We start from the raw sequence: 18,347 nt of genomic DNA, 5'->3' as shown, positions 1-18,347 counted from the left end.
GAGAAGTCCATGAATCGCACCAAGGCTTCCATCCCTGTTCTGGCCCTGGCACTTGTTGGAGTCGGGACGTTCGTCGCCGTTCGGGCGCAAGCGCCTGACTCTGGCCCCGGACCGGCCAAAGTCCTGGCTTCGAAGGCGATCGACCTGACCTATGCCCTCGATAAGGATTCCGTCTACTGGCCGACCGACGAGTCGTTCCAGTGGGAACGGACGAGTTGGGGTCCGGCCGCGAAGGGCTACTGGTATGCCTCAGCCAAGTTTTCGGCCAGCGAACACGGCGGTACCCACCTCGATAGCCCCATCCATTTTGGTGAGGGGCAGGCGACGGCCGATCAGATCCCACTCACGAAGCTGATCGGTCCGGCCGTCGTGGTGGACGTCCAGAAGGCATGCGCTCGCGACCGTGACTATCAACTCCGCACCGAGGACCTCGAAGCCTGGGAACGGTCCCATGGCCGCATTCCCGAGGGGGCAATCGTTGTGATGCGTTCGGGTTGGGGTCGGTTCTGGCCCAACCAGAAGGCCTACCTGGGTAGTGATAAGCCGGGCGACACGGCCAACTTGCACTTCCCAGGCGTCTCGCGAGGAGCGGCGGAATGGCTGGTCGCTCATCGAAAGGTCTCGGGGGTCGGGGTCGACACGGCGAGTCTCGACCCCGGCCCCTCACGCGACTTCATGGCTCACCGCGTCCTCAACGGGGCCGGGATCTACGGCCTGGAGAACGTGGCGAACCTGGATCAGGTTCCCGAAGCCGGGGCCACCTTGATTGCCCTCCCGATGAAAATCAAAGGGGGAAGCGGTGGCCCGACCCGGATCATCGCGATCCTTCCTTGACGGTCCCCCCTTCGTTGGCCGGCTTCGACGACGACTCTTTCTGTTGCAAGAGGTAGGCGAGCAGGTCGTAGAACTCCGGCTCGGTGATCTGGTCGGAAAGGTTGGCCGGCATCGGCGAGAGCTGCGAAGTCGTCCGCTCCTCGACCGTCTCCTTGGGGACGCGGACCTCTTTGCCCTGGGCGTCGGCGAAGACGAGGATCTCCCCCTCTTCCTTGAGGAGGAGACCGGAGACAAGCTGACCGTCGCGCTGGGCGACGTTGGTCACGCGGAACGCCTGGTCGACGTTGCGGTTCGGGTCAAGAACGTCTTCGAGGAGCCGATCGATCCCACGAGTACCGATGCCATCGAGCTGCGGGCCGATCCGCTGCCCTTTGCCCGCGATCTGGTGACAGGCGACGCAATTCTTCTCGAACACGGCCGCACCTCGAGCCACGTCTCGCGGAGCCGTGCCGAAGCCGTCGTGGCGCTGTTTCACGAGATCACGCAGCCGCGCATCGGCGGGGGGAAGGTCCTTCAAGAGGGTGGCGACCCGCTCTTTGATCCGGTCGATCTCTTGGTTTCCGAGCAGGAGGGCAACGCGCGGTTCTTGGAGGAGCCGAGCAGACGCCTTACCCTCGCCAATCGTCTTCAAGAGCAGCTCAGCGCCCGGCTTCCGCGCGGCCAGGCCCGTGGCGATCGTCGCCTGTAACCGCTCGGGCGCCGTGGGCAGGACTTTGAGAAGCACTTCGGTCGACCCAGCCTGATTGATCAGGGCAAGTGCCGACGCCGCCTTATCCCGCAGTTCGAACGGCTCGGAGGAATCGCCCAGGACCTGCCCCAGCAGGGTGACGGATTTCTCGGGGGCCATCACCACGACGGCCGTCATCGCCTCGATCCGCAGGGGAATTTCGGATTTCGCGTTCCGGACTCGACTCTCGAGCGGCCCACGCAGTTCCGTGAGCTTGAATGACTTGACCAGATCGATCCCGAGAAGAAGCTCGTCCTTCTTGGGGGAGTCGACGAGCCGCCTGGTCAGTTTCAAGGCCATCTCCTGACCTTCACCCGACAGGGTGGCTCCCCGTTCCTGGGTTCCTTGCAAGACGGCTTTCAGGAAGGAGGCGAGCTGCGCCGGGCTGGGCTCGGACCGATTCCGGAGGAAGGCCAGCATGGCCCGGACCGAGTCCTCATTCCCATACCGGGCGATGTGGTGCAGGTAGCGGACCAGGGTGCCGTCCGGCTCCGCATAGCGTTCGACGTGGCTGATCAGGTATTTCGCCGACTCGGCCGTGGGAATGCCGGGAGCGACATCCGCAAGGTCGCGGGCATCGCGCTCGCTCAGCGATGCCGACGCGAGGGCATTCCAGGCGGACGCGGTGAGGAACTGGTCGCGAAGCGCCATCCGTACCACATGAATCAGATGCGTGTCTTCCGACGGAGCCGACTGCCGCAACGCCAGGAGCGGACGCACGTTGGCGAAGTCGGGATGACGGCCCAGCGCTTCGGCCGCGGACCGTTGGACCAAGGCGTCCTGGTCGGTCAGGGCCTCGCGGGCTCGTTTCGAGAGTGAGTCAACCAGGCTCGGTCGTTCGGCGATCACGCGCATGGCATGAACCCGAAGCTCGCGAGCCGGCTCGGCGGCCGCGCGATCCAAGGTCGCATCATCAAGGTGGCCGCGGCGTTGGAGCACCCAGAGGGCATGCACTTTGCGCCAAACGTCGGAGTCCGAAGCCACCACGGAGGTGAGCTGGGAGTCGAGATCCTCGCTCTTGCGCGTGCTCAGTTGATTGGCGGCCTTGGTCCGAACGACGAGGTTGGGATGCCCCAGGTCCGCGATCAGTTCGTCGTTCGTCGCCTTGGTCCAATCACCGCGAGTGGTCACGGAACCATTCTCTTTTTTCGGGCCACGGTAGACGATCCGCCAGATTCGACCGTGATCGTGGTCGCGTCCCGGGTGAGTCAAAGGCACTTCGTAGTGGCCGATGATCCGGTTGTAGAAGTCGGCGACATAGAGCGCTCCATCAGGGCCGAGCTCGATGTCGACAGGTCGGAACCAGTTGTCCTCACTCCAGAGAAAGTCGGGCTGCTCGATGGCCTTGGGCGATGAGCCGCGAAACTCAAGGCGGTCGTGGTTGATCCGGTTCGTGAGCACGTTGCCTGTGAAGATGGTGTCGCGATACGCAGGGGGAAACTGGTTCGCCGCGTAGTAGGTCGCACCGTCGATGGCGGTCGAACCATGATCGTGCGACATCATCTCCGGACCGAAGCCAAGGCCGTCGTCAGGCTTGCCGAAGCTGGGATAGTACGCCCCCCGCAAGAGCTGATAGATCGGCCTCGAATGGCAGTCGGAGGAATAGAGGTTTCCGAGCGGGTCGAACGTCAGGCCGAACGGATTGACCTGCCCATGGGTGACGTACTCGGCGCGCGAGCCATCAAGCTTCATGCGGTACACGTTTCCCGAGGCCATCTGGATCGGCTTATCATCGGTCCCCTCCACCTTCGACGTGTTCGAGAACCCATGGCAGGCATAGATCCAGCCGTCGAACCCCCAGGTAAACGAGCCGGTCATCCCGTGGGTGTCTTGGTGGCCGTATTCGCGGTAGAGCGTGGCGCGACGATCGGCTCGGCCGTCGCCATCGGTGTCCGAGTGGCGGTCGACCGTCGGAATCGAGTACACGAGCGCCCCGGTACTATCCGGCAAGGGCATCAGCCCGATCGGGATATTCAAGCCTTCGGCAAAGGTCGTGATCTTGCCGGCGCGGCCGTCCGGCTGGAAGTCTTCGAGGATCTTGACCGTGTCTCGCGGCTTCGTCCCGTCCTTGGCCGGGTAGGGATATTCGACGGTGCCTGTGACCCAAAGCCTCCCCTTATCGTCGAACGCGATGTTCATCGGCTTCTGGATCGCGGGCTCGGCGGCGACGAGTTGAACCTCGAACCCTTCGGGAACGTGAAGTGCCTTCCGTTCCTCGAACGCCGAACGAGGGGGGAACGACGAGACATTCTCGACCGGCGCGGGTGACTGCGTCAGGGCCGAAAGACAGAGTGAAAGCACGAACTGCATCAGATCCTCCGGAGAGCGGCGATCGAGACGCCAGGGTATGGACCGGGCTTCGGCATGAGGTTATTCAAGGCTTTCGAGGAATGTTCGCCACGGATTCTGGCCGGAACACCAGGAAGGTGGGCAACCCGTTACCTTGACGAGTCTGAGAAGTCGAGTCAAGAGTCGAGCATGAATGGGGCACCATCGCCCTCAAACTCGTGGCCGAACTCCCGGTAGCGACTCGACTTCGCAAGTCGGCCACGGCCCGCCCGAGTAGCAGCGAATGGCGGATCGGGCCTGCGATTCACCAACAGTTTGCACCGAGAATGGTCTGGCGAGCCGATTTGAAGCGAAATTCTTTCTCCCGCTCCGCTTCCGAAACGAGCGCTCCGCGCCGGATCCATTGACTCGGTACGGGTTCAGGCCCGTGGATCAGATCGTCACTGCGCAACTGTCGATGGGCACTAAGACTAAGGAAATCCTAACCCATGACCCAAACCTGTTGCCAAACGACTCATCGCCAGATCCGATCGGGAAGCTGTCCTTGGTGCAATTCGCCATTGCCTGAGAACCAAGCCGATCGCAACCCGACTTCCCATATCCTTGACGCAACTTGGTGGGATGTTTCTAGAATGTCAGTGGATTTGGGCAACGAGGCATGCAAGGAAGTGCGATTGACAACGGCCGCAAATCTCGCGGATCATCTTGAGAGCCTCGAAGAGGCACTTCCTGCCCTACGTAAGGCAGTAAATGACCCTCTCGAGGAGGTTCGAGAACTAGCTCAACAAGCCTTCTATCGACTTTGTTCCAGCGTAGGAATCGAACAGATACCCCACTATGAGAGAGAACTTCGCCGAGACCCTGACGACCTCGTAATATTACGAATTGTTCTTGTTTTATATTTTATACACTATTCACAATCGGACGAGGTTACCACAAACCGTCAACGGCAAGTATTGCAGATTATCTCTACAATCCCTGGCTCGGAATTCGCGGCTCCTCCCTTGGTATCGCTCTCCCTCACTTCGACGCTGTTGTTTTCGATCAAGCAAGAGCTTTATGGATCAATCAGGTCGACAGACACGCTCATAGCACATCTGTACTTAGTAATGCAGCGAAATTCTTTGCATTATATGATCCTTCCCTCTCCGAAGGGTGGTATCGTAGGTGCATTAGCCTTGATCCCGAGAATCCTGAGTGGTATTGGCACCTCGGCAACCTCCACAAGCGGATGAAGCGGCCCCAATCGTCCGAGTCCGGACCGGACTGGTTTACCGTGAGCCTTTCCGAATTTGAGAAGGCTCTGGAACTGGCCCCCGAGAATTCCAAGTGGTCAACTATTGCATTGCCTAGCGTGGCCAAGGCTGCTTTCGACGCCGGGGAGAACCAGAAAGCCCAATTCTACGCAGAAGAACTCGTCTCGCGTGGTTGCCAACAATTTGAGTTCAGGGCAAACAAGAACAACGTGATGCGCGGATACTTTATCCATCAAGGGAACCTCCTCTTGGGCCGACTAGCCTTGGGCAGAGGCGATATCGAAGAGGCCAAGCGACATTTGATGCTGGCAATCACTCCGCCAGATTGCAATCCATTGATTCTAATTCCTCCAAGCGGACCTAACGCTTCCCTTGCAAAGGCTTTATTGCAAATCGGTGAACGTGATTGCGTGATCCAGTATTTTCAACAGTGCGCCCAATTGTGGCTTACAGGCAGAGATGTTTTGGCGCGTTGGATTTCCGATATTCAAAATAAAAAGATGCCCAATTTCGGGGGAAACTTGTTTTACTGACTGACGCAACTACCGCCTGGACGGCGGTGGCTTCAACATTCGGCGGAAAGCCCGACCAACGATCGGACAGCCCCGAAGTGCTATGGGATGTTCAGCAGCATTCATGCCGCACCAAGAATCCGGTTCCTGGTTGACAAACGATCACATCACGACACAAGTTCAACGGGTCGAAGTTGAAGTCCACGCCACCGCCGATTCCGGCGCTCGCGCCGAGAGCCCCGAGAACCGTAGCCATCCCTGGCGCCGAGCCTGATTCGGTCTGTTGTGCCGCCATGGCGTAGGCCGCAGGCGAGAATGGAACGCCATAAACTCAGTTCCTGGGGCCCGCCACCCTCTCTCCCGCTCCGCGAGCAACGGCCCAGTCAGGCGGGCGCTCCGGTCGAGCTCGGACTTCCCCAAAGGCCAACGGCTCGGCCTCCGCGGACTTACAGGTGATCGCGTCCAATTCGACTCCGCCAGCCTGCTTTACGAGAGGCTATGGTGCGAGTCGCCGGGACGTCCGGTAGGATTCATCCTACTGATGATCGTTCACCAGGTTCGTTGACCAAGGAGACCGCATCATGTTCGACTTATTGAAGCAGAGTATCTTCGCCACGATCGGGGTGGCTGCGCTGACCAGAGAGAAGGTCACGGAACTAGCCGCCGAGGTCGCCGCGCGCTCCAAGCTGACGGAGCAGCAGGCCGCCGAGTTCGAAGCGGATCTCTCGAGCCGGGCGGACAAAGCCCGCCAAGAGCTCGAGGCCGAGATCGATCGTCGCATCGATCACGCATTCATCCAGTTAGGAATCATCAAGGCTGGTCTGAAACGCAACATTGAGGCGGTCGATTCCAGCAGCCGGGCCACGATCGACGACGCCATCGAACGCGTCATCGACCGGCTCGGAGTGGCGCGAGCTGACGACCTGAAGGCATTGTCGATCCGGCTCGACGCCCTGGAGGCGCGAGTGAACAAGCCGTAATCCCAAAGCGTTCGTCGGCAACCCTCGGTTTCTTGGATTTCCCAACGTTCCGCGACCGAGCTAGAGAACCGAAGATTCGTGGGGTTTCCGCCCCGGGTTGGTTTGCAGTCGCACGGCCGGCCCGGCTGAGCCCCGGATTCGACCGGGTCAGAAATCCATCATGATTCTCGCCCACTCGCGGATCGTTGTTTTCATCACGCCGTTTCCCATTCGGGAAGCGTGCCCCGTAGCAGCCAAGTTCGCCAGACTGATTGCGAGGCCACCTCGACCCCGCCTTGCACTCACGGCCGGGGGGGGATCGGTGGCTCCAACCACGAGAAGAGAGTGATCGGAGTGCCTTCACAATCGAGGAGGCTCACGCTTCGATACGCCTCGGCGCGATTGTCGCTCGCGGGTCCGACATCGCCCCCTCGAGCAATCAGACGGTCGCGTTCCGCATCGACGTCGCTGACCCGGAAGACCAGCCGAACGTTCGAAGTCTCGCCAACCTCGCCCGGCCCTGCTTTCAGCGCGAGCCGGCTTCCCCCCGCCTCCAACAACGCGAATTGGTGGACGACGTCCTCCAAGACCAGGCGCAGACCCAGGACCTCGACGTACCAGCGGACCGTGCGCGGCCAATCGACGACCCGAATCTCGGGAAAGGCGAGCTCGATGGGACCCATTTCCTCGTCCTTACCTGGCATTCTCACACGGTGCTCATCGGGATGTGAGGGAGCCCCCCGGACGTTTGGCGTTGACCAAAGTCGGTGGTTGAATACAATTTGGCTCAAGTTTGCCTCATTTTTCTCTCTGACGAAATGCAAGGTTTGCTGATGTCGGACGACGCGCCCGAGGGGCTTGAAGCGGTCAGGCTAGATAAACTGCGGAAGATCGAGGCGTTGGGACTCGACCCCTGGGGTACGCGGTTCGACGGCCAGCAAGCCATCGCCGACGTGCGTCAACTGCCCGTGGCGGAGGGGCCTCACCAGAGTGAGAACCCCGGGCCCGCGGTGCGCGTGGCAGGTCGGATCATGCTTCGCCGCGACGGCGGCCGAGTCAACTTCCTCGAGATTCGCGACTGGACCGAGCGGATCCAGATCTTCCTGGGCAAGAAGCAGGTGGGCGACCTGGGATGGAGCCTGGCCGAGTTGCTCGACCTGGGCGATCTGCTGGGAGTCGACGGAACCCTCGGATACACCAAGACCGGTGAACTGACCGTCTTCGCGACCGCGCTCACGTTTCTGGGCAAGAGCCTTGCTCCCCCGCCCGAGAAGTGGCACGGCTTGACCGACCTTGAGCAACGTCACCGCCAACGTTACGTCGACCTGTTCAGCAATCCTGAGTCGCTGGCCACGTTCCTGGGCCGCTCGAAGATCGTCGCCGCGTTCCGGAACGTGATGGCCGGGCAAGGGTTCATCGAAGTCGAAACGCCCACCATGCAGTCGATCGCCGGTGGCGCGGCGGCTCGCCCATTCATCACGCACCACAACACGCTCGACCTCGATCTCTTCTTGCGGATCGCCCCCGAGCTTTATTTGAAGCGTCTGCTGGTCGGCGGCCTCGAGCGCGTTTTCGAGATCGGTCGGGTCTACCGAAACGAGGGGATCAGCCCGAAGCATAATCCCGAGTTCACGATGATGGAGGCCTATCAGGCCTACGGCGACTATCACTCGATGATGGATCTGACCGAGTCGTTGATCTGCGGGGCGATTGAATCACTCGGTGGCGGTCTGCAACGCCCCTGGGGCGAGGCCACCATCGACTTCACGCCTCCTTGGCCGCGCCGGACGTACGCCGAGCTCATCCTCGAGCACGCGGGCATCGACGCTACCGACCTCGAGGCCGTCTTCGCCAAGGCTGCCTCGCTTGGGATCACCACGGCGGGCAAGGACCCCGACGTCGTGACCAACCAGATCTTCGAAGAGCTGGTGGAAGACAAGCTCGAAGGGCCGATCTTCGTGATCGACTATCCGGCGGCGATCTGCCCCCTGACCAAGCGTAAGGCCAGCAACCCGGCGGTGGCGGAGCGGTTCGAGCTCTTCGTCAAGGGGATGGAACTGGCCAACGCCTACACCGAGTTGAACGACCCGCTCTTGCAGGAATCGCTCTTCCGCACCCAACTGGCCGGTCAGAAGGAAGAGGATTCCATGGCGAAGATGGATGACGACTTCATCCGCGCCTTGAAGCACGGGATGCCGCCGGCCGGAGGCCTTGGCATCGGCATCGACCGGCTCTGCATGCTCCTCATGAATCGGGCAAGTATCCGCGATGTGATCCTGTTCCCGTTGATGAGGCCGCAGTCGTCCTAAAAAAAAGGGCGCCCGCGCAGCGCCGACCCGACAACCGGCGTGCCGAGCACGCCTGATCGCGGCGAACACGTGTCGAACCCGAAGGCGAACGGAGGCGCCTGACATGTATAAATATCTGCTTTGCTGGCGGTATCTGCGCACCAGGTACATTGCGCTGGCGAGCGTCATCAGCGTGATGCTGGGCGTCGCCACGATGATCGTGGTCAACTCCGTCATGGCCGGCTTCTCCGAGAAGATGCGCGACCGGCTCCACGGAGTTCTGGCCGACATCGTCGTCGAGTCGGAATATGACATGAACGGGTTCTACAACTCCGACGAGGTGATGGCCCGGATCAAGTCGGTCACTGGCGATCAGGTCGAGGCAATGGCGCCCGCCATGGAAACCTACGGCTTGATGCAGTTCTACTACGGCGGCCAGAAGTTCACCCGACAGGTCCAGATCTTCGGTGTCAGGCCCGAGGAGCGCGCCCGCACCGGTGACTTTGCCGAGTTCCTCGTCAACGAGAAGGGGGACTCGATCAAGCCGGCGTTCGACGTGCCGGAATCGCTTCGAATGGCGGCGGCCCCCGCCGGGCAGGTCATCGAAGGGGACCCCGACAGCCTGATCAACCAGGCGCTTCTCGCCGACGCGCACACCCAGGTCAGCGATGATGGCGCGATCATCGGCTGGGCCATGGGCACGGTGCATCGGGGCGGCAAGGACGACTTCATCCTCCAGCGTGGAGATCAGATCCGGCTGATCTATCCCCGGGCGAGCAAGACTCCCGAACCTGGGGCCGACACGTTCACCGTGGTCGGCTATTTCAAGAGCGGGATGAGCGAGAACGACTCAACTCACATTTACGTCCCCCTCGAGCGGTTCCAGAAGGTCCGGCTCATGGTCGACGAAAATGAGCGAGGCGCGGTCAACCAAATCCAGATCAAGGTCAAGGAGGGCGTCGATCTTGACGCCTTGAAAGCGACGATCGCGACGGCTCTCGAAGAGCTGCGCCCGATGTATTTCCGGGTCTCGACCTGGGAGCAAAAGCAGGGGCCACTCCTCTCCGCCGTTGCCGTTGAGCAGAGCATCCTCAACATGCTGCTCTTCTTCATCATCGCGGTGGCCGGCTTCGGGATCCTGGCCATCTTCTCGATGATCGTCGTGGAGAAGACGCGCGACATCGGCGTGTTGAAAGCGCTGGGGGCGTCGACTTCGGGCGTCCGGGGGATCTTCCTGGGCTACGGCCTGCTCCTGGGAGCGGTGGGAAGCGGGGTCGGCATGGCGGGCGGCCTCCTGTTCGTCCACTACATCAACACGATCGAAAAGTGGCTCAGCAAGGTGACCGGCCGGAAAGTGTTTGACGACTCGATCTATTACTTCAATGAAATCCCGACCATGGTCGAGCCCTGGACCGTCTTCTGGATCGTGGGTGGGGCCCTCTTCATCGCGGCGGCCGCGAGCGTCTGGCCAGCTCAACGAGCTTCCAAACTGCACCCCGTTCGCGCCCTTCGCTTCGAGTGAGAATCCGACTTACTTTTTCTTTCCAGGGGAATCAAAGGATGGCGACTCATCTCTCGGCCGTCGGGGTAGAAAAAAGTTATCGGAAGGGGAAGAACCAGGTCCCCGTGCTCCACGGCGTCGACATGGATGTCGAGCACGGCGAGCTGGTCGCGATCGTCGGCGCCAGCGGCTCGGGCAAGAGCACACTCATGCACGTCATGGGTCTGCTCGACTCGCCCGACGCCGGTTCGGTCACCCTGGACGGGCAGCGCATCGACAACCAGTCCGATCGCCGTCGCGACGATCTGCGCAATCGGACCTTCGGGTTCATCTTTCAGTTCTATCACCTGCTTCCCGAGCTCTCGGCGCTCGAAAACGTGATGATGCCCCAGATGATCCGCCACGGTCTCTGGTCGTATCTGGGGCAACGGGACCGCATTCGCCGGGAGGCGACCGCCCTCCTGGAACGGGTCGGCCTGGGACACCGCCTTCACCACTTGCCGACGGAGCTTTCCGGCGGCGAGATGCAGCGGACGGCGATCGCGCGCGCCCTGGCCGGGAACCCCGAAGTGCTCCTGGCCGACGAGCCGACCGGCAACCTCGACGCGGCGACCGGTCAGGGGGTTCTTGAGTTGCTCCGCGACTTGAACCGCGAACGCGGACTCACTATGATCATGGTCACCCACGACCATCAGATTGCCCTGCAAGCCGATCGGGTCGTTCGGCTCGCCCAGGGGCGAATCGAGGAATGGGCCCCCGCTTTAGCCTGAGACCGAGGCGCGGGGGCCCCCTATTTTTGCTTTCCAAGGATCGGTCTTTGAGACGTGCCTTGGCGGGAGTGCCATCCGGATGAGCCTCAGAATTTATATCAGCGGCAAGCTCTACGACAAGGCCGACGCCAAGATCAGCGTCTACGATCACGGCTTGCTCTACGGCGATGGCGTCTTCGAGGGCATTCGTGCCTACTCAGGACATGTCTTTCGCCTGACGCAGCACGTCGAACGACTCTATGAATCGGCGCGATCGATTCACCTCGAGATCCCGATCTCGCGTGAGGAGATGGCCAAGGCCATCGTCGACACCGTGGCGGCCAATGGGCTCAGCGATGCCTACGTCCGCGCCGTCGTCACCCGAGGTGCGGGCAGCCTTGGGCTCGACCCGCGGAAGACGACCGATCCCCAGATCATCATCATCGCCGACGCGATCAGCCTCTACCCGGCCGAGCTCTACGAACACGGCCTGAAAATCATCACCGCGGGGACCCAGCGCAACCACCCGAGCGCTCTCAACCCTCGGATCAAATCGCTCAACTATCTCAACAATATCCTGGCCAAGATCGAAGGCACGAACGCCGGTTGCCTCGAAGCCCTCATGCTCAACCATAAGGGTGAAGTCGCCGAGTGCACCGGCGACAACATCTTCATCGTCCGCCGTGGGCAGCTCCTGACTCCTGGAATCGACTCCGGGATTCTCGAGGGGATCACCCGCGACGCGGTGATCGAACTGGCGCGGGCCGCCGGCATCACCGTGGTCGAACGCTCCATGGACCGGCACGATATCTACACGGCCGATGAATGCTTCCTCACGGGAACTGCCGCTGAGGTCATTCCCGTGGTCGAATGCGATGGTCGTTCCATCGGCTCGGGCAAGCCCGGTCCGATCACGCTCGACCTGTTGCGCCGGTTCCACATCCTGGTTCGCGAAGAACCGTAAAACAAAAAAAAACCGAGGATCCAACCCGTGATTGAGATCCGATCGATCCTGGCTCCCACCGACTTTAGCAAGCATGCCGAAAAGGCGGTCCGGTATGCTTGCCTCCTCGCCGAGCGGCTAGGCGCGGAGATCCACCTGCTCCACGTGCTGTCCGACATCGTGCCCGTCGGACCCGACCCGATGCTGACCCCTGTCCTCCCTCCCGAATATTACACGGAGGCCAAGGAGCAGGCACTCGCAGCGCTCTCCAAGACGCTCCAACCTGACTGGGGCCATCCCCCGGCCGTCAAAACTTCGGCCTGTTGGGGAGAACCGGTCGAGGAGATCGTGACCTATGCTCGCGATGAAGCCATCGACCTCATCGTGGTCGCCACCCACGGTCGAACCGGGCTGAAACACGTCTTGCTCGGCTCGGTGGCCGAACGGATCGTCCGAGAGGCCCCCTGCCCCGTCCTGACAATCCGCGAGCGAGAAGGGCTCTGAGTAGCCGCACTTCCTGGTCAGGAAGGCTCAAGCTGGGCGATGCCTGACAGGGATCGCCTACGGCTCAAAAGACCTGAGAGGCCGCCCCCAATCGTGGGCAGCGGCCCGCTCAGGCTTGTCCGGTCAGCTTCCGCCTGCCATCACCTCGAGACAGGGATCGGTTGAAGCTCTGACTCTCCAAGATTTATGACGGGTCGGCCACTCCGCCTCTGCCATCGGGCAGGCTGTCCGAAACAACCCGATGAGATTCCATTGCGCGGCTCGACCGGAGGTCCAGTCATGTCAGGTCCACTGCCCCTACCCCCAGCCCGCAAACTGATTTATCAGGGTCGAAAGATCGACCTGGCGCTCCAGGAGGTACAGCTCGCCGACGGCTCAAAGGCCGAGCGTGAAGTGGTCGTCCACCGGGGGGCGGTCGCGCTCATACCAATGGTCGACGCCGAGCACGTCTGTCTGGTGAAGAACGATCGCTATGCGGTCGGAATGACGTTACTCGAGGTGCCCGCGGGAACAATCGACCTCGGGGAGTCACCCGATCAGACCGCGCCTCGGGAATTGAGCGAGGAGACCGGCTATCGCGCGGGCAAAATCACCCGGATCGCCGATTGGTTCGTCTCGCCGGGCGTCATGACCGAGCGGATGTACCTCTATCTCTGCGAGGACCTCGTGCCAGGCCCCACACAACACCAGCCGGATGAGCGTCTGGAACCGGTGGTTGTTGCGTGGAGTGAGGCGTTGGAGATGGTGCGCGACGGGCGGATCGTCGATGCCAAGTCGATGTTGGCCATTCTGTTCTACACCCAGCTCAACCAAAGAGGATCGGCAAGTCGTTGAAGCCGACCCCCTCTCACCTCGCGACTCTCACCGATCGGTGTAGGGGAAAAGGCTGGGAATGAGAGCCGCGTCATTGGCGTTCACCCCGGGGCCGGGGCGGTGATCTTCGTTCAGGAAAATGTCAGGATCGAACGGGCTGACCTGCCGCGTTGTGTGCCAAGAAATATGGCCGTCGGAGAACAGGACGTTCTGGCCTCGGCCACCGTGGTTCGGGCTGTTCCCTTCCAGAATGACTCCCGCCTCATGAGCAGGCTGGTCGGCCAGCAGCGGAACGTGGGCCGAGTGACTGGCGAGGACAGGGCCGGCTCGCCCTGACTGGTTGCGATAGCCAACGTGGTAGGCATAATCGCCGTCGAGCATCCTGCGATAAGACTCGGGAGAACGGGGCTTGGGGCTGGCCTCTTCGCATCGCCCATTGCAGGGACAGTCGAGCGCCTTGAGGTCCTGCAGCATACCGGAATCCTGCAAGGTCACCGCGTACGTCCCGGCGACCGCGTTCGGCCGGTCGGTCGGACCATACGGATACTGATGATGCAGCCCGGCATACTGAGCCAGGCCGACCCCCAATTGCTGAAGGTTGAACCCGCAGCCAGCCTGGGCCATCCGGTCCTTAGAACGCTGCAACGCGGGAACCAGCGTAAGGAGTCCCGCCAGGAAGATTCCGGCCGCGACGGCAATGTCCGCCCAGCGGAACGGGACGGTCGTGGGCACGAAATCGAGAATCGTCCGTCGCCGCCCATGTTCGGCAACGAAGGTGCGGGTCCGCACCAGCAGGTAGGTTGGAACCTTGATCGTGTCCCCGTCGTCGTCAAGGAGTTGGTGGACCGCCCGGCCAAGGCGTTCGAGTACCTCCGCCAGGTGCGGGTCGGTAGCCACCTCGGCCTCGGCCTGCTCGCGGGTGGGCCCCTCGAGTTGGCCGAGCACGTAATCAAGTTGGTCTGAAGCGTTCATAGGTTTAGCTACTTCCGTCTCGATTCGCTGCCTTCGCCATCTGTTGAAGCTTGGCGAGTGCTGCGTGCAGTCTGGACTTGACGGTGCCAACCGGGATGTCGAGGATTTCGGCGATTTCGCGATACTTCAGATCTTGGTGGTAGGCCAGAGTCAGCGTTTCCCGCAGTGTGTCAGGGAGACGGGCCACGCTCTGGCGAACCCATTCCGCCCGTTCCTGACCCTGAAGTTCCGCCAACGGCCCCAAATCTTCGCCAACCAGCAAATCCACCAGGCTCCCCGCTTCGTTCTCACTCGACGCAACGCGCTGATCCAAGCTCACCGTCGGGTGACGGCCCACTTTTCGCAACGCATCAACGGCTTGGTGGGTGGCGATCGCATAGAGCCAGGGGCGGACGGGACGGCCATCTTCGTAAAGCGATTTCTTCAGGTGGACCTGCAAGAACGTGTTCTGAAATACGTCCTCGGCCAAAGCCGAATCACCCAGGTAACGCACCAGGTAACGGTAGAGTTCGTTCTGATAACGGTGAACGAGCGCATCGAAGTCCCCGGCCTGCCCCGTCTCGCGGTATCGGCTGAGAAGTTCCTCGTCCGTCGTGAGGGCGAGGTCTTCCACGGTCTCAGTACCAGGTGCCTTCATCATCGTTACGGTCCGCCGCGCCGAAAGGTTCGGACTCGCGGTTCAAAAAACATTCGGGCGGTTCCAGAACCAATCCTCGTCCGAGCAATCCTGCGCAAGACGTTGTCGCATCTAGTCTAAACGCCACTCCGAGCGTGTCAACCCGTTCATCAATTCACGAGTTGGGACCGGAGTGAAAAATCGTCGTAACAGGGCGGATTCACAAATCACCTGACCTTCAAATTTCGTCATAAGACGCAGTTGTGATCGTCGCGACTTGGGAAATCCGCCCCTCGATCGAAGCAAGGCCGTTGCGCTCAAACCCCGGGCTGCATGGCACGTTCCAAGGCGCGGGCCAGGTCTTCGGGAAGCTGGCTCCCGATCAATAACTTGGTCCCGTCGACCAGATCGATTCGAACACCAAGGTTTCCCCGTGCATTGAGAACACGAACACCATCGCGGCCAAGTCGGATCCCCCACCCCCCGTAGTCAGCCAGGGGGCGGTAGGTCACAACCTCAATTTTCTGGATCGAGCTGATTGGAACGATCCGACGATAGGTCGGAATCCAGCCAAACCAGACCCGGAGGTCAGTCGGACAGACCTCGGTCGTCATCCGAAGCAGGCCGACGACCAGAATGACGGGCAAGACCAGGCCGACGAGGAAACCAACGGCCAGCAGGGGTGACGCATCGGTGTCGCGTACGCCCGGATTGGGACCGACCACGTAGGAGCAAAACAGGGCGAGCCAGAGTAGCCCCTCCGCCACGGCAATGAAGGCGTACACTCGCCAGTCGAAGTTCTGTTCCTCGCGATAGACGACGACCGGAGGTGGAAATGCCGCCAAGGCCACGCTCAGGACCCTCCCCTCGCTGGATCTTCCTGACCCAAACTCCCCAGCACCCGGGTCAGTGCCTGGTAACCCGCATCGGCAACCCGATCGGCGGGAATCTGCCAGAGCTGGGGGTTGAGCACTTCCAGGGAGACATGGCCCGCGTAACCGATCCGCTCCAGATGCTCGAGGATCGGCCCGATCTGGAAGTCCCCTTCGCCGGGCAAAATCCGATCACCGTCGCCGGCAAGTTCGCGCGGAGTGCCACTGAGGTCACAGACCTGCACCCAGCCCAGGTTCTCGAGGGTCAGGTAAGCGAGGTCCTCGAACTTGCTCGGGCCGGTGTAATAGTGGAAGAGGTCGAGGCAAACCCCCAACCCCTCGGAACCGCATTGCGCGATCAGGGCGAGCGTGGTATCCAGACTGGCGCAGAAGGACGCTCCTTTTTGGAACTCCAGCGCCAGCCTCACACCAAATCCGCGTGCCAGCTCGTTCGCCTCGATCAACGACTCGATGGCCCGGCTGTAATCCTCGGCGCCCATCTCCCTCACGAAGTCGGGCACGACGATCAGGACCGGAACGCGAAGCTCCTGGAGGAGAGCCAGCCGGCGCCGGAAGTGGTCCCAATGGACCTCACGTTCCGGGCCGCGGGCCAGCAGAAGTCCCCCTTGCGAAGCCGCGGCCACCGGCTCGAGTTGCTCCTTCTCGAGGAGCGCACGGACCTCGGCGACTGAGTGGGTCAGCAAGTAGTTCTCCAGCTTCGTCAGCCAGAGTTCCACGGCCGTCCAGCCCGATCGCCCGTACGCTTTCAGGTCGGCTTCGAAGGAGGTGCTCAGGGTGGTCGCTTGGCTAATGCAGGGTTTCATGTCGCGTCGCTCTCCTCGGCGGGGCGGTCGGTCGACGGCACCGGTCCCCCTTCCAGCAAGTCGCGAACCGCCTGAACGACGCCCGCCAAGGGAACACGCCACTGCCGGCAACTGTCGCGGTCGCGAAATGTGACCGTATCATCGGTGAGCGTCTGGCCGTCCACCGTGATCCCGAACGGGGTCCCTGCCTCGTCCTGCCTACGGTAGCGCCGGCCGATCGCCCCCTTCTCGTCGAAGAAGACGGGAAAGTGGCGCTGCAGCTCGCGGTAGATGGCCTCAGCCTTTTCGGGCATGCCGTCCTTCTTGACCAAGGGGAAGACCGCCGCTTTGATCGGGGCGAGTCTGGGATGAAACTTCAGGACGTTGCGAACTTCTCCTCCCACCTCATCCTCATTGTACGCTTCGCAGAGGAAGGCGAGCGTGGCCCGATCCGCCCCCGCCGACGGTTCGATGACGTGGGGGATGTATTGGTACGGATATCCCGGCTTCTCCTCCCCCGCGCGCTGCTTCACGTACTCCTTGAACGAAGTCAGCCCCAGCCCTGCCTTATCGCGTTCCCAGCGTTCCTCATCGAAATAGCTCAGATCCTTGCCACTGAACTTCTGATGCTGACTCAGGTCGTAAGCCCCGCGATTGGCGATGCCTTCCAGCTCACTCACACCGAAGGGGAAGCTGTACTCGATGTCCGCCGTCCCGGTGGAGTAGAAGGCCAGCTCCTTCGGATCGTGCTCACGGAGCCGAAGCCGGTCGCTGCGGAGCCCATGACGGACATACCACTGGAACCGCTGGTCACGCCAGTACTGATACCATTTCTCCGACTCTTCGGGATGGCAGAAGAATTCAATCTCCATCTGCTCAAATTCCCGAGAACGGAAGATGAAGTTCCGGGGATTAATTTCGTTCCGGAAGCTTTTGCCAATCTGGCCGATGCCGAACGGCGTCTTGACCCGCCCGGTGTCGACCACGTTCTTGAAGTTGGCAAAAATTCCCTGGGCCGTTTCGGGGCGGAGGTAGGCCTTGCTCGTCGCGTCTTCGAGCGCCCCCACGTTGGTCTCGAACATCAGGTTGAAGGAGCGGGGCCGCGTCAGCGTTCCTCGCGCCTTGCAGGACGGGCAGGGAACGAGCGCATAGAGCTCGTCGGTGATCGCCACGTTGTCGAGCCGGATGACGTCGGGGTCGCTCGACTCCGCCTGCGCCGCATTCGTTTTTTTGAACTTCTCGATCGCTTTGGCGTTCTCGCGCTCGACATCCTCTCGCTCCCCGATCGCGCTGAACACGAGGGGACGAGGATTGGTCGCGCCTTGCGGGCCGGAGCGATCGGTGAACACCAGGGCCGTCATCTGATCAGCCCGGAACCGTCCTTTGCACTCGCGGCAATCCACCATCGGGTCGCTGAAGCCGCCAACGTGCCCCGAGGCCTCCCAGACCTTGGGGTGCATGATGATCGAGCAGTCGAGGCCGACCATGTCGTCGCGCATCTGGACGTTGTCGCGCCACCAGGCTTCCTTGATGTTCCGCTTGAGCTCGACGCCAAGGGGTCCGTAGTCCCAGAAGCCATTGATGCCGCCGTAAATCTCACTCGAGGGAAAGATAAACCCCCGGCGCTTACAGAGCGAAACCAGCTTGTCCATGTCCATCGCGTCGTCGTCCTATATAGTCGCGGCGGAAACCCGATGCGGGTCCACCGA

16 protein-coding genes are annotated in these 18,347 nt (G+C 61.5%); 9 read left to right on the top strand and 7 right to left on the bottom strand.

Annotated elements, in window-relative coordinates; all coding sequences use genetic code 11:
• The first annotated feature begins 9 nt into the window (after positions 1–9).
• On the top strand, positions 10–834 hold the full coding sequence (locus V5E97_RS12780; RefSeq protein WP_406699706.1) for a cyclase family protein: 825 nt from the start codon (positions 10–12) through the stop codon (positions 832–834).
• Here V5E97_RS12780 and V5E97_RS12775 read toward each other — a convergent pair.
• Positions 815–3,871, bottom strand: a complete 3,057-nt coding sequence (locus tag V5E97_RS12775; RefSeq protein ID WP_406699705.1) for a PVC-type heme-binding CxxCH protein — start codon at positions 3,869–3,871, stop codon at positions 815–817. The genes V5E97_RS12780 and V5E97_RS12775 overlap by 20 nt on opposite strands.
• A gap of 1,255 nt (positions 3,872–5,126) precedes the next feature.
• Here V5E97_RS12775 and V5E97_RS12770 point away from each other — a divergent pair.
• Both V5E97_RS12770 and V5E97_RS12765 read left to right on the top strand, forming a co-directional pair.
• Positions 5,127–5,639, top strand: a complete 513-nt coding sequence (locus tag V5E97_RS12770; RefSeq protein ID WP_406699704.1) for a hypothetical protein — start codon at positions 5,127–5,129, stop codon at positions 5,637–5,639.
• A gap of 560 nt (positions 5,640–6,199) precedes the next feature.
• Positions 6,200–6,598 carry a phasin family protein gene (locus tag V5E97_RS12765; protein ID WP_406699703.1) on the top strand — a complete coding sequence of 133 codons (399 nt, stop codon included), beginning with the start codon at positions 6,200–6,202 and terminating at the stop codon, positions 6,596–6,598.
• Between the two features lie 281 nt (positions 6,599–6,879).
• Here V5E97_RS12765 and V5E97_RS12760 read toward each other — a convergent pair whose 3' ends face one another.
• On the bottom strand, positions 6,880–7,260 hold the full coding sequence (locus tag V5E97_RS12760; RefSeq protein ID WP_406699702.1) for a VOC family protein: 381 nt from the start codon (positions 7,258–7,260) through the stop codon (positions 6,880–6,882).
• Between the two features lie 150 nt (positions 7,261–7,410).
• Between V5E97_RS12760 and lysS the strand changes: the two genes are divergently transcribed.
• The 6 genes from lysS to V5E97_RS12730 all read left to right on the top strand — a co-directional run bounded on the left by lysS (position 7,411) and on the right by V5E97_RS12730 (position 13,396).
• Complete coding sequence (gene lysS / locus V5E97_RS12755; protein WP_406699701.1) at positions 7,411–8,886, top strand: lysine--tRNA ligase; 1,476 nt, start codon at positions 7,411–7,413, stop codon at positions 8,884–8,886.
• Positions 8,887–8,989: 103 nt separating this feature from the next.
• Positions 8,990–10,387 (top strand): ABC transporter permease, encoded by a 1,398-nt coding sequence (locus V5E97_RS12750; RefSeq protein ID WP_406699700.1) that lies wholly within the window; start codon positions 8,990–8,992, stop codon positions 10,385–10,387.
• Between the two features lie 38 nt (positions 10,388–10,425).
• Entirely contained in the window at positions 10,426–11,136 is a 711-nt protein-coding gene (locus tag V5E97_RS12745; protein ID WP_406699699.1) for an ABC transporter ATP-binding protein, read from the top strand.
• A gap of 79 nt (positions 11,137–11,215) precedes the next feature.
• Positions 11,216–12,079, top strand: a complete 864-nt coding sequence (gene ilvE, locus V5E97_RS12740) for a branched-chain-amino-acid transaminase (protein WP_406699698.1) — start codon at positions 11,216–11,218, stop codon at positions 12,077–12,079.
• Positions 12,080–12,106: 27 nt separating this feature from the next.
• Positions 12,107–12,562, top strand: coding sequence for a universal stress protein (locus tag V5E97_RS12735; protein WP_406699697.1), 456 nt, complete (start codon positions 12,107–12,109; stop codon positions 12,560–12,562).
• A gap of 279 nt (positions 12,563–12,841) precedes the next feature.
• Complete coding sequence (locus V5E97_RS12730) at positions 12,842–13,396, top strand: NUDIX hydrolase (protein ID WP_406699696.1); 555 nt, start codon at positions 12,842–12,844, stop codon at positions 13,394–13,396.
• 27 nt (positions 13,397–13,423) lie between these two features.
• Here the strand turns inward: V5E97_RS12730 and V5E97_RS12725 are convergent, their stop codons facing one another.
• The 5 genes from V5E97_RS12725 to V5E97_RS12705 form a co-directional block, all read right to left on the bottom strand.
• Positions 13,424–14,347: an anti-sigma factor gene (locus tag V5E97_RS12725; protein WP_406699695.1), complete on the bottom strand. Its 924-nt coding sequence runs from the start codon at positions 14,345–14,347 to the stop codon at positions 13,424–13,426.
• Between the two features lie 4 nt (positions 14,348–14,351).
• Positions 14,352–14,987, bottom strand: a complete 636-nt coding sequence (locus V5E97_RS12720; RefSeq protein ID WP_406699694.1) for an RNA polymerase sigma factor — start codon at positions 14,985–14,987, stop codon at positions 14,352–14,354.
• A gap of 293 nt (positions 14,988–15,280) precedes the next feature.
• Positions 15,281–15,814: a hypothetical protein gene (locus tag V5E97_RS12715; RefSeq protein WP_406699693.1), complete on the bottom strand. Its 534-nt coding sequence runs from the start codon at positions 15,812–15,814 to the stop codon at positions 15,281–15,283.
• 2 nt (positions 15,815–15,816) lie between these two features.
• A complete protein-coding gene (locus V5E97_RS12710) occupies positions 15,817–16,659 on the bottom strand; it encodes a sugar phosphate isomerase/epimerase family protein (RefSeq protein ID WP_406699692.1) in 843 nt (280 codons plus the stop codon).
• Positions 16,656–18,296 (bottom strand): glycine--tRNA ligase, encoded by a 1,641-nt coding sequence (locus V5E97_RS12705; RefSeq protein WP_406699691.1) that lies wholly within the window; start codon positions 18,294–18,296, stop codon positions 16,656–16,658. Before V5E97_RS12705 ends, V5E97_RS12710 begins: the two co-directional genes overlap by 4 nt.
• Positions 18,297–18,347: the final 51 nt, after the last annotated feature.

Source organism: Singulisphaera photorubra (assembly GCF_045290345.1).
Lineage (GTDB): Bacteria > Planctomycetota > Planctomycetia > Isosphaerales > Isosphaeraceae > Singulisphaera.
This window is presented reverse-complemented; position numbering and strand designations above follow the sequence as displayed.

Bases quoted from the DNA above. Each gene is read 5' to 3' on its own strand.
- V5E97_RS12775 (WP_406699705.1), bottom strand. From the start codon at position 3,871: ATGCAGTTCGTGCTTTCACTCTGTCTTTCGGCCCTGACGCAGTCACCC.
- V5E97_RS12705 (WP_406699691.1), bottom strand. From the start codon at position 18,296: ATGGACATGGACAAGCTGGTTTCGCTCTGTAAGCGCCGGGGGTTTATC.
- V5E97_RS12765 (WP_406699703.1), top strand. From the start codon at position 6,200: ATGTTCGACTTATTGAAGCAGAGTATCTTCGCCACGATCGGGGTGGCT.
- V5E97_RS12725 (WP_406699695.1), bottom strand. From the start codon at position 14,347: ATGAACGCTTCAGACCAACTTGATTACGTGCTCGGCCAACTCGAGGGG.
- V5E97_RS12780 (WP_406699706.1), top strand. From the start codon at position 10: ATGAATCGCACCAAGGCTTCCATCCCTGTTCTGGCCCTGGCACTTGTT.
- V5E97_RS12710 (WP_406699692.1), bottom strand. From the start codon at position 16,659: ATGAAACCCTGCATTAGCCAAGCGACCACCCTGAGCACCTCCTTCGAA.
- V5E97_RS12760 (WP_406699702.1), bottom strand. From the start codon at position 7,260: ATGGGTCCCATCGAGCTCGCCTTTCCCGAGATTCGGGTCGTCGATTGG.
- ilvE (WP_406699698.1), top strand. From the start codon at position 11,216: ATGAGCCTCAGAATTTATATCAGCGGCAAGCTCTACGACAAGGCCGAC.
- lysS (WP_406699701.1), top strand. From the start codon at position 7,411: ATGTCGGACGACGCGCCCGAGGGGCTTGAAGCGGTCAGGCTAGATAAA.
- V5E97_RS12730 (WP_406699696.1), top strand. From the start codon at position 12,842: ATGTCAGGTCCACTGCCCCTACCCCCAGCCCGCAAACTGATTTATCAG.
- V5E97_RS12745 (WP_406699699.1), top strand. From the start codon at position 10,426: ATGGCGACTCATCTCTCGGCCGTCGGGGTAGAAAAAAGTTATCGGAAG.
- V5E97_RS12720 (WP_406699694.1), bottom strand. From the start codon at position 14,987: ATGATGAAGGCACCTGGTACTGAGACCGTGGAAGACCTCGCCCTCACG.
- V5E97_RS12750 (WP_406699700.1), top strand. From the start codon at position 8,990: ATGTATAAATATCTGCTTTGCTGGCGGTATCTGCGCACCAGGTACATT.